Consider the following 14335-nt stretch of genomic DNA (forward strand, 5'->3'; position numbering starts at 1 on the left):
TCAAATCTCCCTTTCCGCACTCTTTTTGGGTGCTGTCTTTTTGTGTTCTGTCTTGGGCTGGCCTTTCAGCTGCTCCATGACGGACTTTTTCTTTTCCCGTTCCTCCCGATGGGTGGCGGCTGCCAACTCCATCAGGGAAATGGGCTGACCGCTTCGGGCCTGCTGTTCCAGCTCTGCCACCGTGGGTTCTTTTGCGCCATTGTTGATGATACCGTCGATCATGCCGTAATCGTCCTCCAGCATCATTTCCGCATTTTTCAGCGGGTTTTCTGGCAGGAATCCGGGGATCTGGGTAAAACCAACACTGTCACAGTAATGACAGGATACCTTACCGTCCTGTCTGATCGCAACGATGTCGCTGACGCTCATGGAGGGACTGTGAAAGTCCACGGGCTTTTCCAGATTGAATTGCTGATAGAGTTTTTCCAGCTGCTCCGGCACAGTGCCAGACTCCCTCAGAGGAGCTGTGTAAATGAGGTCATAATTGCTGCGGTCTATGGAAATGTTATGGGACTTTAACCAGTCCAGATTCATAAAGCGCACATTCTGCGGATCGTCACGACTTACCTGATAGATGGCAAAGCAATCTCTGTTCTGGGAGAGAAATGCCTGTTCGCGTTCCTGCTGATGTTCCTGACGCTCCATGACCTTTTCGTGGAACTGAGGGCTTTTCTCCCATTCCTCATGGTCCACACCGAAAAGACCGCCATGATCCATGATTTCCTGCGGGTCAAACACCATGCTCTCCGTATTGTCCTCATGTAGCACATAGACGGTCAAACCGGCGGCATCCAGTTCCAGCGCCCGTTCTCTGGTAACAGGGAGCATCCCATCATAGGAGTAGCCATATTCCTGCATATCCGGTGTGGATACCTGCTCATCCGGCATGGGGTATTCATCCAGTGCCTGCTCCTGCGCTTCCGGCAGCTGGGAAGAAGCAGTCATCTGACTGGTCTCTGCCTGCATTTGCTGATAGGCCGCTTCCTGCAAGGTCTCAATCATGGACATAGGAGCGTGTCTGAGCGAAGTGCTGTCCAGATTGTTGTCATCACAAATCTGGAGAACTGCATTTTTGCGGGAAAGCTCCGGCATATCCAGCTGACCGCCATCCAGCTCTTTCATGGATGCGGCATCGTAAAGGGTATAGTCCCAGCCACTGTCACAGGGCTGGATATGAAGATAAGTGGCATCGTCGATCAGAAACAAAGCCTCCTGCTGGTTGGCGTCCGCTCCCAGCACCTCCATTTCCGGCATGGCCGCAGCCAGTTCCTTTACCGCTTTTTGCACCAACGGATTATCACGGTAATAGTCGATTGCCTGAATGGTGTCCATGTCAATGGTCTGCCCGGTCAAAATCGGAAAAGGTCCTTCATAGTCGCTTCCATCTTTCAGCTCAAAGCCAATGCCCTTGATCCCGTTCATTCGCTCTGCCGGAATCTCCTGATAAATGCGGACCGCCTCCTCCAAAGACAGGTTATCGTGATATTCTCCAAGGTTTGGAAACTCCATGCACTCTGCTACATAGTAGGTCAGATTGCCGGTTGGCTGCTCTATCGGGGCGGTTTCCGGCTCTGCCTTTGCATGGGGATCAATCCCACGCTCTTTGCAGATTTCCTTATAGTGGCGCTCAATGTCAGAGATCAAAGTGCCGGAGGTCTTATTGATGGTCTCCAAACTGGCTCTCAGCTCTTTCAGTTCCTTGCCCTGACTCCAGCTTGCAATATAGCCGAAGCTGTTTTCTCCGGTCTCAATGCCAAAATATTTGCAGACCGCATAGGAGATGCTTTCAGCCTCCACTTCCTCCGTGTGGCGATTTTTGATTGCCTGTTTTTCTGCGGTTGGATCTTCCTCAACTGCAAGACGCCATTCAAACTGATTTTCGTCCACATAGCGCCAATCCATATCAGAAGCAAACTGTTCAGCTTCTCTTTCTGTGGCAAAATCCAGCTTGAAATCATGCTTGGTTCCACCTTCACTCTCCAGCACAACCTTCCATGACGGTAGCATTTCATATTTTTTAGGGTCATGGAGCTTGCTGTGGGCAATCTCATGTACTGTGGCCGAAACCGTCTGCACCTCACTCATGCCCTGACGAATGGCGATTTTCTGATGATCGGCAGAAAAATAGCCGTCCGTATCGGCGGCCATTGCTTCAAAAGTGATCGGCACCGGCGCACTGCGGCGCAGAGCCTCCATGAATGCCTCATAATTTGGCACATTGCCGGAAAGGGAGGAAGCAAGCTCCGGCAAAGGTTTCCCGTCGGTCTGGCTCACATCAAAAACCTTGACCGGACGGAACATAGGGATCTCGATTTCTTTTTCCTCTGTGACGATCTTTCCGTCTTTATCCAGAATCGGAGCCTTGGTATCCGGGTCCAGCTTCTGCTCCTCGATTTTCTTCTTATACGGTGTGGGGGCGATGATGGTAATGCCATGCTCGCCCTTTTTTACATGACGCTCAAACTGGTCTTTCCACTTATTGTATCCGGCTACCAATGTAGCGTCCGGCTTCTGCATATAGATGAGCATGGTGTTGTTTACCGAATAGCGGTGGAAGCGGGACATAACGGACAGATAGCGCATATACTTTTCACTCTCAAACAGTTCTTTGATGCCCTGCTCGATGCCATCTGTGATTTCCCTTATCCGCTCTCGGTTGGTGGGTTTGTTCTCAGCCATGATTTTCAATCTCCTTTCCAAGTGTGTGATTTCTGCTGTGTGTTCTGCAATCCATGCCCTTTGTTCTTCTTCACTTTCATACAGAAAAAGGTCCAGCAGGTACTCTACATAGGTTTTTTTCTGGATTGCTTCCACAAAACGGGGGTGCGGTTCTTCCTCCGGTGTCCTGGGAGAACGGTCGGCCTCCCATTTTTTCAGCAGATAGTAGTAATCGGACAGTACGCGATAACACCGCTGCCGGTCCTCCCGAAACTTTTGTGCCTCGTTTTTCTGCCGGACATACCTCCTGCGGGGAGGGGCCTGACTGTCATAGATCAGGCCAAAGTCCTGTGCCAGTTTCTCCGCCGCTTCTTTTGAGGAGAGGTCAAAGAGCTTTGCGGTAAAGTCGATCACATCCCCATCTTCACCGCAGCCAAAGCAGTGGAACCGCTGGTCTACCTTCATGCTTGGGTTCTTATCATCGTGAAAGGGACAGCAGGCCATGCCATTTCGTTTGACCTCGATCCCATAAAACGCTGCCGCATCTCTGGTGCTGACCGACTGCTTGACTGCTTCAAATACATTCTCTGTCATGTGCCTTTAACTGCCGGACTTTCGCATAGGAGGCTGGTATCCGGCGGCTTTCGCACGCTCACTGGCGGCTTTGCGGCGTTCTGCGCTATATGGCTCCCGGACTGATACACACCGCTTGGGGACGGTAAAGTTATGGGCGTCCTTTCGGATGATCTGGTCGGGGTGCTTTTTTGCCAGCAGATCCAGCTTCTCCATCAGACGGGGATCATGAGTATAGATCTCAGCCATTGGTTCTGCCTGGTTATAGAGGAGAATGGTTTCCCGTTCCACTAAAGAAAGTTTCATCGGCTGCCTCCTTTCCGCTGGTCAAATTCCAGCTTGAAGTTGGCGTACTGTCCATCATCCTCCAAAACCACAGCGGCATCGTAGGTCTTTCCGGTTTTCTCCGAATATAGGCCCGTCACACGGACACGGCCATCGTTAAGCAGTGCAGACACCACAGCCTTGGTCGGCTGTTTTTTCTTGGCAGCCCACCATTTGTTATTTTTCCAGATTGCAAATTTACAAGAATCATTCTGACAGAAGAAGCCTTTTTGCAGTTCTGCAACTTCACCGCCGCAGCGAGGGCATTTGCCCACCACCTCACGGGGCGGAGTGAACAGGTACTCAGTTCCCTTGATGACCTGATAAGTTCCCACCAGGTCTTTCAGCATGGTGCTGATCCCGTCCAAAAACTCCTCCGGGGCAAGCTGCCCGCGCTCGATCTCGCCCAGTCGGTACTCCCACTCGGCAGTCAGAAGCGGCGATTGCAGCTGTTCCGGCAGAACGGTAATCAGGGAAACTGCATCGTGGGAAGGGAGAAGCTGCACCGTTTTCCTGCTCTTTTTTCGTTCCAGAAAACCGGCAGATACCAGCTTTTCCAAAATACCAGCACGGGTGGCCGGTGTCCCCAAACCTTTTCGCTCGGCATCCTCCGGCATATCCTCTTTTCCGGCAGTCTCCATCGCGGACAATAGGGTATCCTCCGTAAAGTGCTGAGGCGGACTGCTTTTGCCTTCTTTGACGATTGCCGCAGCAACCGAAAGGGTCTGTCCTTCAGTCAGCTCCGGCAGGGCTTTCTCTGCGCCCTCTTTTTTCGGCTCCGCATCCTTCATTTTGGCACGGTAGGCGTCCTCCAGTGCTTTCCATCCGGGGTGCTTCACCGTTTTTCCTTTGGCGGTAAACTCCCTACCGGCACAGTCGGCAATCACAACGGTTTCCGAATAGATATGGGGCTGGGCTACGGCACACAGCAGACGCAGGGCTACCAGCTCCAGCACCGCTTTTTCTCCCGCAGGAAGGGCAGAAAGGTCTGCATCCTTGAGATTTCTGGTAGGGATTACTGCGTGGTGGTCGGTTACTTTCTTATCGTTGATGACTGTCTGCGGATCACAGGAAATGGAGATTCCTTTGCGAAACGGCATAGCATTGGCAACCAGATTCACCAGCACCGGCAGGCTGTCTGCCATATCACCGGTCAGATAGCGACTGTCAGTACGGGGATAGGTGCAGAGCTTCTTTTCATACAGGCTTTGCAGATAGTCCAGGGTCTGCTGGGCCGTAAATCCAAGCAGACGGTTGGCATCTCTTTGCAGGGTAGTCAGGTCATAGAGGGCAGGCGGCTTTTCGGACTTTTCCTTGCGCTCCACCTTTTTGATTGTGACATTTGCACCCTGACAGGCTTCTTTCAGCTGTTCGGCAGCAGCTTTATCCGCCATGCGCTCCCCGGATACGGTAAGACCGGGCAGCTCCAGCGCCACGGTATAAAAGGGAACTGGCTTAAAGGTGTCGATCTCAGCTTCTCGCTGGACAATCAGTGCCAGCGTTGGGGACATCACACGCCCGATGTTGAGGGTGCGGTGGTACAGCACGGAAAAAAGCCTTGTGGCATTGATCCCTACCAACCAGTCGGCCTTGGCACGGCAGAGAGCAGCATCCCGAAGTCCATCATAATCTACACCTGGGCGCAGGTTTGCAAAGCCCTCCCTTATGGCGGAGTCCTCCATCGAAGAAATCCAGAGCCTTTTCATCGGCTTTTGGCAGCCTGCCAGCTCATAGACGCTGCGGAAGATTAGCTCGCCCTCGCGTCCGGCATCACAGGCATTTACTACCTCCGTCACATCCGGGGCGTTCATCAGCTTTTTGAGAATATCAAACTGCTTTTTCTTATCCTTTCCCACTACCATCTGCCAATGCTCCGGCAGAATAGGCAGGTCATCATATCGCCACTTGGCATACTTGGAGTCATAGCTGTCTGCATCCGCAAGACCGGCCAGGTGGCCCACGCACCAGCTGACACGCCAGCCGTTACCCTCCAGATACCCATCCTTACGAGCAGTTGCACCGATTACCGTGGCCAGACTTTGTGCAACCGATGGTTTTTCAGCAATCACTAAATTCATAATCTTCAGCCTCCCATTTTTCCCGCACAGGCGTGTGCAGTTTTTTCTCTATGCTGTTTTCCTCATCCAGTAGCAGGTTATAACCAAACCGGTAGTCATAGCGGTACAGTTTCCCCAGCAGGTCATTGATGATGATACGGCAAGCCAAAATGACACGGGTTTTATCCACCTGCATCAGCTGGTAGCGTTGATAATTGCTGTAATATTCTTCGTGACGGCGGGTATTGCAGGCGGCATCTTCAAGTAAACTATCTACTGCATCCTGACAACCATCTTCTTTTTCCCCTTCCATGCAGTTCAGAAGTTCCATCATCAAAGGAAAGCTCTGTTCATCCATAGGAGCTTCTGCTGCAAGAAAACCGATCAAAGCGGATAAGAGCAGACGAGCCGCCGTCTGTTCTTGTTCCGTCAAAACGGCCATTGTTTTCTCCGCATTTGGCAGGATCTTTTCTTCCACAAAATCTGCCGCATCGTCGGAACAAAGCTGACGGATAGAATCTATGGACAATGAAACTGTCACGGTATCTAAGGAGAAATCAAAGGGGTCATCTTGCTTTGGCTTTCTCCGAAGTTTGTTTAACATGGTAGAAAGAATGTCGCCGCCAAAATACACGGCGATCACCAGCAGGTCAAAAACAGCAATCAGCTTGATAAATATAATCAGAACACTCATTTTTTTCGTTTCCTTTCTTTGAGCCAGCGTTCCATCTCACGATGGCAGATACCTACGCAGGGGTTTCCATAACTCCCGCAACCATAGCAGGGGTGGTTGTGGGGTAAAGAAGGAGGACGGGAAGTTTCCCTCCCGCCCTCCGGCCTGCGTGTCATCATGCGTTCATAGGGACTGTCTGTGAAACGGGTCATTTCACGCTGTCCTCGTCATCTTCTTCTGTGCTGCCCCCGTCAGCGTCAGGCTCATCCGACTCCTCATTTTCGGTTTCCCATTCCTCGGAATCTTCCTCGCCATAATCATAATCGTCCAGACTGTCATTGCCCTTGGTCTTAGGCTTGTTCTTAACGAGCTTCAAATAGGCAAATACGCCACCGCCACCAAGCAGAGCCAGTAAAAGGACCAGCGCAGCCGGGTTCAATCCGGCAGGCTTCTCCTTTTCCAGCTCCGATGTTTCTGCCGGAGGTTCCGGTACTTTGCCCGTACATTTACTCTTATCAGTTGCACAGACCGGACAAGCCGTATTGACTGCCCCTGCTTCACATTTTGTCGTGCAGCTACACACAGCAGACGACTCCTCTTTAGCATTTCCATCTTCCATCAGTGCCATCAAATCCGCTTCATCCACCTGATTCAGAAAGTGAACAGCAGTCTTTTTATCCTCATTCGCCCTGTCAATCAGGATGTAAAAGTAATTTCCAGCTTTGGTCGTAACAGTAATAAGCTGCTTGTTGCCTCCAAAATCATCCACCAGTGCCGCATTCCCCTCCGGTGTAAGTGCCGGTGCCGGTTCTGTTTCTTCCACAATCACGTTGCTATCATTGGTAGAATCCTCTGCCGGTGCCGCCGGAGCCTGTTCTGACCCCTGTGCAAAAGCAGGGATCGTAAAGCCAAATGCCACAACCATTGTCAGGCAAAAGGCGGAAAGTGTTCGGAGTAATCGTTTATTCCTCATAGCTGTTTTCCTCCTGTTCGTTATTGTCATCAGCCAAACTGCCGGGAACTGTGCCACCGGACAGCATGGCGCTCAACTGGGTCGGGGTCATACGCAGGGCGCGCACCATCTGGACGATCTCCAGATTTTCTGCCTCGGTTTTCTGTGCTTCCAGCGCCTTGAGCTTTTCCTGATACTCTGCGATCTTCTCGCGGACCTTTGTAATCTCCTGGTCAATGCGCTCAATTTTGTTCTTTGCCATCGTCTATCACTCCTTCTTAAAAATCTCTGTTACCAGTTCATCAGGCCGTAGCCCTTAATGCTTTGATAATTCAGGTCATAACTTTTAATCTTGCAGGCATCGCCGGAATTTCCCTCCACGGTATAAACACGGCTGCCATCCGTACCGATCACGATACCTACATGGTCTGCTGTCCCATCCAAATCCCAGTCAAAGAAAATTGCATCTCCGGGAGCCAGATTGTTATAGCCTCTTGCGCCCCACTGTCCATGAGACTGGAACCACGGAACGCCCTGCCACTCACAGCCTGCAAAGCGCGGTTCACTTTTTCCTGCCTGGTTATAGCACCAGGATACGAAGCAGGCGCACCATTCCACACGGGAGTCAAAGCCGTACCAGCTCCAGTAGGGATAACCGCCCACATTGCCCACCTGACGCTTGGCCAGTTCCACCAGCTGAGGATTGCCGGGGCGGGTACCGTTAATGAACTGCACACCGGACAGATCTTCCGAGCCGCTGGTATCAGGGGAGCCGCCGCCAAACAACAGCGGCTTATTGCCCATGGTCTGCCGGTAAACCTGATACATTTTCATCTGCTCCGGGGTCAGAAGTTCCGACACCACAGCGGAAATGGGCTTGCTGGCGAGTTTCACATTCAAAATGTAATACTCATAGGGAACTTCCTCTGAGGTGGTCTCGCCGGTCTCTGGGTCGGTTGAGGTCTCCGTGCGGTAGCGGATCTCCACTTCCTCAGTAAGCGTCAGCTGATACTGTGCTGCAAACACACGCGCCAGCTCTGCCTGAGCGCTCTGCCGGGTGTAGCCTTGCAAGACGGCAGAGAGAAATGCTGCCAGCTCATGAGGGTCATGGCCGATCATACCAAGGTCATAGCGATACTCGTCATACCCTGGGTGACTGCTTTCAATGTTGTCGATTTCCTCCTGCAACTGGGCTTCTCTGGCTGCATAATCTGCCTCCACCGCCAGCATTTCCGGGTCATCCGACGGATAGGTGGTGCCGGAGAGAACGGAACCGATGCTCTGCGCCATCATGGAGCAGGAGGACATGGTATTCATCAGCATACAGGTAATGAGGAACAAAACCCCTGCCATCAGGAAACCCTTCTTGTGGCGCATGACGAATGCCCCTGCCTGCTGTACCTTTTCTTTTACCGTCCTTGCGGCTTTTCCGGTTTTGGATGCAGCCTGGGCGGTATTTCCGGCAGTCTGACCGGCGTGTTTGGCGGCGGCATACTGCTTTTTGATGGCCTGCTTTTGCTGCCAGCGGGAAAGAGGGTTGCTGGCAAACTGGGGATTTTCCTGCAAAGATTTCTGGTACAGAACATTTACATTTGCCTTTTCCAGTTGACGCTCTGCCTGGGCTGCTTTGCGGTACGGCTTCAGCTTGTGGCTGCGATAGCCCTCCCGCACCAGATAAGCGCCGGTCTCCACCGCTTCCTCGGACTTATGGGCGCTTTCCACGCCTACATTGTCCTGCTCTGTTTCCCGGATCTCTTTGTGGAGCTTGCCTGCGACCAGATGGACGGGAGCTTCCCTGACTCCTTGAGAAACTTTGGAAGGTGGCTTTTTCTTGTCCTCAAAGGTCAGCTTCGAGGTCTTTTTTCCGATATCCGGGCCAATGACCGTCTGCCTGACCTTTTTCTTTGGGATATTGGCCTGCGCCTTATCTGCTCTGGCCGCAGCTTTCTCCGCTTTACGGATCGGCTTTTCCAGTGCAGGATCAGACCGTTCCTCATCAGTAAAGCGCAGGCGCGGCTCTTTATTCAAACCATTCTCCCAGCATGAGGGAGGACATCATGTAGTGCAGCTCTGCATAAATGGCCATTCCCACAGGATCGTTGAACATACAGCCGGACAGATAGGCATAAAACTGTGCCACCACATCGGACAGGATCTTCGCCTCTGTTCCTTCCAGAATCAGGCCGCCCATACCTTCTTTAGCACGAATGGCGCTCCAGACCTCTGCCAGACGGAGAAGCCCCACCTGACCGGTCTCATTCAGTTCGGCTGCCTGATCTGCCGCCGTGCGGCACTCACTTACCGCATCGGCCATGACCGTAAGCAGCTGGCTGCGCTGGGCATTTACCGCCCTGTCAAAAAACATCAGCGGATTTTGATTCAAAATGTTGGGATTCATCATTACTCATCCTCCTTTTTCAGTTCCTGGGGTTTGGTGGTCATAATGCGGTAAAGTTCGGTGTTCTTCGGGAAGTGGTCTACAAACGGCAGGATCGTGGAGCCATAGAACAGCAGGCCCTCGCCCTCACCGGAGTGTGTCACATAGCTAAGCTGGTGCGTGGAAATCCCCAGTTGCTTCGCCAAAATCTGACGGTCTCCGCCTGCCTGGTTGAGCATATACACGAAGTCCGAGTTTTCAAAGATGTTCTCTACCTCGCGGCTGCTCAAAAGGTCTTTGACATTCTGAGTAATACCTGTCGGAATACCGCCCCATTTTCTGAATCGCTTCCAGATTTCCACCGTATAGGCGGCGGTCTGTTCCTCCTTCAAAAGCAGGTGCATCTCGTCGATGTAGTAGCGGGTGGACTTGTGGGCAGCGCGGTTAATGGTAACGCGGTTCCACACCTGGTCCTGCACCACCAGCATACCGATTTTCTTGAGCTGCTTGCCCAGTTCCTTGATGTCATAGCAGACAATGCGGTTGTTGATGTCCACATTGCTCTGGTGGTTGAACACATTCAAAGAACCCGTTACATAGATTTCAAGGGCCGTAGCGATATACTGGGCTTCCTTTTCCTCCTGTCCCCGAAGCAGGTTATATAGGTCCTCCAGTATGGGCATATTCTCCGGGCGCGGGTCATTGAGGTAAGTCTGATAGACCAGACGCACACAGCGGTCGATGATGGTTTTCTGCACCGGCTGCAAGCCCTCCTTACCGCCCACAATCAGCTCACATAAGCTGAGGATAAAATCAGACTTGAGGGACAGCGGGCTTTCATCATCCGAGTAGTCCAGGTTCAGGTCCATCGGATTGATGTAGTTGGTGGAGGTAGGCGAGATCTTGATGACCTGCCCATGCAGACGCTCCACCAGAGGTGCATACTCCGCTTCCGGGTCACAAATGATAACATCATCACTGGTAAGCAAAAAGCAGTTTGCGATTTCTCGTTTTGCGCTGAAGGACTTACCGGAACCCGGCGTACCCAAAATCAAGCCGTTGGGGTTTTTCAGCAGCTTTCGATCCACCATGATGAGATTGTTGGACAGGGCGTTGATGCCGTAGTACAGAGCTTCTTTGCCGTTCTGGAATAATTCCTGTGTGGTGAACGGTACAAAGATGGCCGTAGAACTGGTGGTCAGTCCTCGCTGGATCTCGATCTGATTGAGTCCCAGGGGCAGACAGCTCATCAGCCCTTCTTCTTGCTGGAAGTCCAGCCTGGTCAGCTGACAGTTATACTTCTGGGCAATGGAGCCTGCCTGGAAAATGTTGTTGCCAAGCTGACGGGGATTGTCCGCTGTGTTCAGCACCAGAAAGGTCAAAAGGAACATTCTCTCGTTGCGGCTCTGCAAATCCTGCAAGAGTTTTTTCGCTTCACTGCCGTATGTGGCAAGGTCAGAGGGAATGATGTCCATGTCATATCCGGCGCGGACTGCTTTTTTCTGTTCCTCAATCTTACTGCGGTCAAGGTCGGTAATCTTGCGCTTTACCGTTTTGATGGCTTTCACCTGATCCACCGACTGAATGTGCATACTCACAATGAGCGAGCTTTCCATATCCAGAAAATCAGCCAGCAGACGGTCATTCAGCTCCGGTGCGAGAATCTGCAAAAAAGAAACAGCCCCGTATTTCTTGCCCATACGGAACTGCTTGCCGGTGCAGAACTCAAAGGAGCTTGGTGCAATAAAATCCTTTGTGGACAGACCGGAAGGGGCCAGCCAGTCCCATTCAAACTGAAATGGGAGCTGTTCGTCCATGTGGAATACTGCATGAAGCTGAGAAAGCCTTTCTTTACCGTCCAGCGTTCTGGCAGCTACACCAAGACGCTTGAAGTTATTAAGTATATCGGTCTCAATACGCTCCAGACGGGGCTTGGCAGCTTTGATGCTGTCTGCGTCGATACCAAAAGTCAGGTATTTGGTCTTGATGAGACCGTTGTTACCTCTGGCCAGCTGATTTTGCAGCATTGTGGTGTATTCCTCGCGGATACTGTCAAAGGCATCCCTCTGGGGCGGGATGGAAATGGAGTTAGCAAAGGTCTCCTCCGATGCCGCAAGGTTCAAAAAAGACAGCTGGAAATGAATCGAGCTGTCAAAATAATTGAGGAAATCACACCAACCCTCAAAGATTGCCGTCTTATCTTCGTTTTGGGAGAGCTGATAGTTGATGTCCTGAAACTGAATGGTCTTTGTGTAGTGGCTGTCCGATATGCGGCAGATTCCGTCCGGCCACATCCGTTCATAAGGGATACTGTCCTGCGCAGATTTTCCTTTTTTGTCCGTGCGGTTGGCGCGGACAATGGCCGCTTCGATCTGCTTCTTATCGGCGCGGGACAGCTTTTTCTTTGTCTTTACCGGCTGCACAGTTTTTTCCTCGGTTTTCCCGAACATCCGATGCAGCCATTTTTTTATTGCGGTGAACAATGTCATACACCTCCTTATCGAGCATTTCCTGCCGCTTTAATACGGCATAAAAGTTATTGGTCTGGTAGGGACGCTGCTTGGGACGGATCACAGCTACTTTGAGAATGTTGCCCACGATCTTTTCCAGGGGCTGTCCATGCTTTTCGTACATAGCCATCATAAAGAATGGCAGCATAACCAGCATCATACACATAGCCGCTACACTGTTTCCGGTAGGTTTTCTGAGCAAAAAGAAAAGCGGTACGCCAATAAGCGCTCCGCCCGTGAAGCAGATAAGCTGCCGCTTGGTCAGATTGAACATGACCTTTGTTTTGACTTTTGTTAAGTCCTTGGGTACGGGTACATAAGCCAATGTGGAAACCTCCTTCCGTTTTAGTGCGCCTGAAAGACTGATTTGGCGAGACTGCCAGTTTTGAATAGTGTAAAGCACAGCAGTACGGTGTAGCCCACGCAGCTCCAGATTGCCATGATGATGTCATCTTCCAGAGCGATGTTCTGCACCAGCACAGCATAAATTGCCACGCAGACGATAATGAGAAACGCCTGAAAGCCCAGCGCCAGCAGGGATCGGAGGTAATTCTGTCCCATACCGCCCCATTCTTTACCCATCATTGCAGCCATTGGAACGGGAGCCACCGAAGTCACAAGGTAGATTTCGATCATACGGCCATAAATAACGATAAAGATACAGATATATAACGCCCACATAGTAATGCCAATAAAGAGGGATTGGAACCACAGTCCGAACAGCGGTCCCAGATCCATTTCCATCAGCCTCGGTTCCAGATCGGTCATAACTGAGGAAATGTCAATGGACGCATCCGAATTGATAATCCCTGCCGCCTGCGCCACTACGCTCTGCGCCATATCAAAGACGCCCATCACGATATTCCATGTGTTTGTGACAATGAGGATGGCGGCAGCTGATTTGAACACCCACTTGAAAATCATCCAGGTATCCACATCATGCAGGTTGTTCTTGTCTGCAATCATCTGGATCAGGTCTACGGTCATCACGATAGCCAGAATCACACCTGCAATCGGCACCATGATGGAGTTGGACAGATTCTCAATCATGCTGAAAATACTGCCATTCCATCCCTGTGGGGTCTGGCCTACCTGTACGGATATATCCGCGACCTGCTGATTTACACTGTCAAACATCCCCGAAAGGTTGCTCATAATACCGCCCACCAGCATTTCTTTCAGCCAATTTGTCAGGGCTTCAAGTAAGAAATCCATACGGTGTCAACCTCCTTTCCGCCGCCCCCGCAAAGCTGCGGGAGCGGCAAGGATTTCATACGGAGACGCTTAGACAGAGAAAAGCCCGGAGAGCAGAGGTACAAGGACCATGCCGACTACGGCTACACCAGCACCGGCCATGAGCTGTTTTATCCCCAATTAGGTGTAAAACTCTGCTCGATGGCGGGCGGCGGCGTACAAAAAATCTATATGGTGTTGTTAAGAGAACCGTCCCGGCGGGACAGGTCAGGCAGTGACCTGTTCCACCTCCGGGATGGGTTTGAGATTAAAATGAATTTCGATAGAAATGTGTCTTGTTTTATCTTCGTCAATGCGCTCATGCACGACGATTTCTTTGATTAAGCGGTTGAGGGTGGCTGCGTCCAGCTCTGTGATGTTGGCGTATTCCTGAATGGCGTCCACCCATTGTTTTGCGTCATTGGCAAGCTGGACTTCATCGGACAGCCGCTTTCTGCCCTCGGACACTTTTGCTTTAAGCTCCGTCTGCTCGGTCTGTGTCTTTTCCAGCATGGTGTTGAAATTCTGCTCACTGATACGCCCTGCAATCATATCCTCATAAAGCCGCATGACCATTTTGTCCAGAACCTCAATCCGTTCCTCGTCCCTTGTAAGGGAGCGTTCCATTGCTTCCCGCTGTTCCCGCTGCTCGGCTTCACAGGTATTGGTCAGGCGGTCAGCAACCGCTTCCCCGTCCATCAGGGCAGCTCTGGCACATTCCCGGATTTTCCGCAGCACATGGCTGTAAAGGGTGTCATAGTCAATCCGGTGCTGGGTGCAGTGGTTCTTTCCAAAGGCATTGTAGGTCTTGCAGGAATAAATCCGCTGGGGATGTTTTGCGTTTGTGTAGCGTACCGTCAGCGACTTCCCACACTCGCCGCATTTTAACAGTCCGGCAAACAGGCTGATTTCATTAGTCTGCCCCGGACGCTGGCGGGATTTCAGCTTGTTCTGCACAATGTCAAAGCTCATGCGGTC

13 protein-coding genes and 1 pseudogene are annotated in these 14335 nt (G+C 51.5%); all 14 read right to left on the reverse strand.

The window, feature by feature from the left end; translation table 11 throughout:
- Positions 1-3252, reverse strand: coding sequence for a YodL domain-containing protein (locus tag DWW13_RS13820; RefSeq protein ID WP_118720356.1), 3252 nt, complete (start codon positions 3250-3252; stop codon positions 1-3).
- A gap of 6 nt (positions 3253-3258) precedes the next feature.
- On the reverse strand, positions 3259-3537 hold the full coding sequence (locus tag DWW13_RS13825; protein WP_050005931.1) for a hypothetical protein: 279 nt from the start codon (positions 3535-3537) through the stop codon (positions 3259-3261).
- Positions 3534-5633: a type IA DNA topoisomerase gene (locus DWW13_RS13830; RefSeq protein WP_118720358.1), complete on the reverse strand. Its 2100-nt coding sequence runs from the start codon at positions 5631-5633 to the stop codon at positions 3534-3536. Before DWW13_RS13830 ends, DWW13_RS13825 begins: the two co-directional genes overlap by 4 nt.
- Complete coding sequence (locus DWW13_RS13835; protein WP_117529585.1) at positions 5614-6306, reverse strand: conjugal transfer protein TraG; 693 nt, start codon at positions 6304-6306, stop codon at positions 5614-5616. The genes DWW13_RS13830 and DWW13_RS13835 overlap by 20 nt, the downstream gene beginning before the upstream one ends.
- A complete protein-coding gene (locus DWW13_RS13840) occupies positions 6303-6497 on the reverse strand; it encodes a hypothetical protein (RefSeq protein WP_118720360.1) in 195 nt (64 codons plus the stop codon). Before DWW13_RS13840 ends, DWW13_RS13835 begins: the two co-directional genes overlap by 4 nt.
- On the reverse strand, positions 6494-7258 hold the full coding sequence (locus DWW13_RS13845; RefSeq protein ID WP_118720362.1) for a DUF4366 domain-containing protein: 765 nt from the start codon (positions 7256-7258) through the stop codon (positions 6494-6496). The genes DWW13_RS13840 and DWW13_RS13845 overlap by 4 nt, the downstream gene beginning before the upstream one ends.
- Entirely contained in the window at positions 7248-7499 is a 252-nt protein-coding gene (locus DWW13_RS13850) for a DUF4315 family protein (protein ID WP_006777886.1), read from the reverse strand. The genes DWW13_RS13845 and DWW13_RS13850 overlap by 11 nt, the downstream gene beginning before the upstream one ends.
- A gap of 29 nt (positions 7500-7528) precedes the next feature.
- Positions 7529-9265, reverse strand: coding sequence for a CHAP domain-containing protein (locus DWW13_RS13855; protein ID WP_118720364.1), 1737 nt, complete (start codon positions 9263-9265; stop codon positions 7529-7531).
- Positions 9258-9638 carry a DUF3851 domain-containing protein gene (locus DWW13_RS13860; protein ID WP_118720366.1) on the reverse strand — a complete coding sequence of 127 codons (381 nt, stop codon included), beginning with the start codon at positions 9636-9638 and terminating at the stop codon, positions 9258-9260. The genes DWW13_RS13855 and DWW13_RS13860 overlap by 8 nt, the downstream gene beginning before the upstream one ends.
- On the reverse strand, positions 9638-12037 hold the full coding sequence (locus DWW13_RS13865) for a VirB4-like conjugal transfer ATPase, CD1110 family (protein WP_118720368.1): 2400 nt from the start codon (positions 12035-12037) through the stop codon (positions 9638-9640). Before DWW13_RS13865 ends, DWW13_RS13860 begins: the two co-directional genes overlap by 1 nt.
- Positions 11994-12449 carry a PrgI family protein gene (locus tag DWW13_RS13870; RefSeq protein ID WP_025487368.1) on the reverse strand — a complete coding sequence of 152 codons (456 nt, stop codon included), beginning with the start codon at positions 12447-12449 and terminating at the stop codon, positions 11994-11996. The genes DWW13_RS13865 and DWW13_RS13870 overlap by 44 nt, the downstream gene beginning before the upstream one ends.
- A 20-nt stretch (positions 12450-12469) precedes the next feature.
- Positions 12470-13339, reverse strand: coding sequence for a VirB6/TrbL-like conjugal transfer protein, CD1112 family (locus tag DWW13_RS13875; protein WP_004797480.1), 870 nt, complete (start codon positions 13337-13339; stop codon positions 12470-12472).
- A 69-nt stretch (positions 13340-13408) separates the two neighbouring features.
- Positions 13409-13495 (reverse strand): annotated as a pseudogene (locus DWW13_RS13880) (Maff2 family mobile element protein); the annotation flags it as partial.
- Positions 13496-13585: 90 nt separating this feature from the next.
- The coding region (locus DWW13_RS13885; protein WP_118720370.1) for a recombinase zinc beta ribbon domain-containing protein at positions 13586-14335 on the reverse strand (750 nt) is incomplete at its 5' end.

The sequence above is a fragment of the Blautia sp. AF14-40 genome, assembly GCF_003479665.1.
In the GTDB taxonomy this organism is placed as follows: Bacteria; Bacillota; Clostridia; order Lachnospirales; family Lachnospiraceae; genus Fusicatenibacter; species Fusicatenibacter saccharivorans.

What these genes read in the sequence shown, in the direction of transcription:
- DWW13_RS13820 (WP_118720356.1), bottom strand. Translation starts at nt 3,252, where the DNA reads ATGACAGAGAATGTATTTGAAGCAGTCAAGCAGTCGGTCAGCACCAGA.
- DWW13_RS13845 (WP_118720362.1), bottom strand. Translation starts at nt 7,258, where the DNA reads ATGAGGAATAAACGATTACTCCGAACACTTTCCGCCTTTTGCCTGACA.
- DWW13_RS13825 (WP_050005931.1), bottom strand. Translation starts at nt 3,537, where the DNA reads ATGAAACTTTCTTTAGTGGAACGGGAAACCATTCTCCTCTATAACCAG.
- DWW13_RS13860 (WP_118720366.1), bottom strand. Translation starts at nt 9,638, where the DNA reads ATGATGAATCCCAACATTTTGAATCAAAATCCGCTGATGTTTTTTGAC.
- DWW13_RS13830 (WP_118720358.1), bottom strand. Translation starts at nt 5,633, where the DNA reads ATGAATTTAGTGATTGCTGAAAAACCATCGGTTGCACAAAGTCTGGCC.
- DWW13_RS13850 (WP_006777886.1), bottom strand. Translation starts at nt 7,499, where the DNA reads ATGGCAAAGAACAAAATTGAGCGCATTGACCAGGAGATTACAAAGGTC.
- DWW13_RS13875 (WP_004797480.1), bottom strand. Translation starts at nt 13,339, where the DNA reads ATGGATTTCTTACTTGAAGCCCTGACAAATTGGCTGAAAGAAATGCTG.
- DWW13_RS13835 (WP_117529585.1), bottom strand. Translation starts at nt 6,306, where the DNA reads ATGAGTGTTCTGATTATATTTATCAAGCTGATTGCTGTTTTTGACCTG.
- DWW13_RS13840 (WP_118720360.1), bottom strand. Translation starts at nt 6,497, where the DNA reads ATGACCCGTTTCACAGACAGTCCCTATGAACGCATGATGACACGCAGG.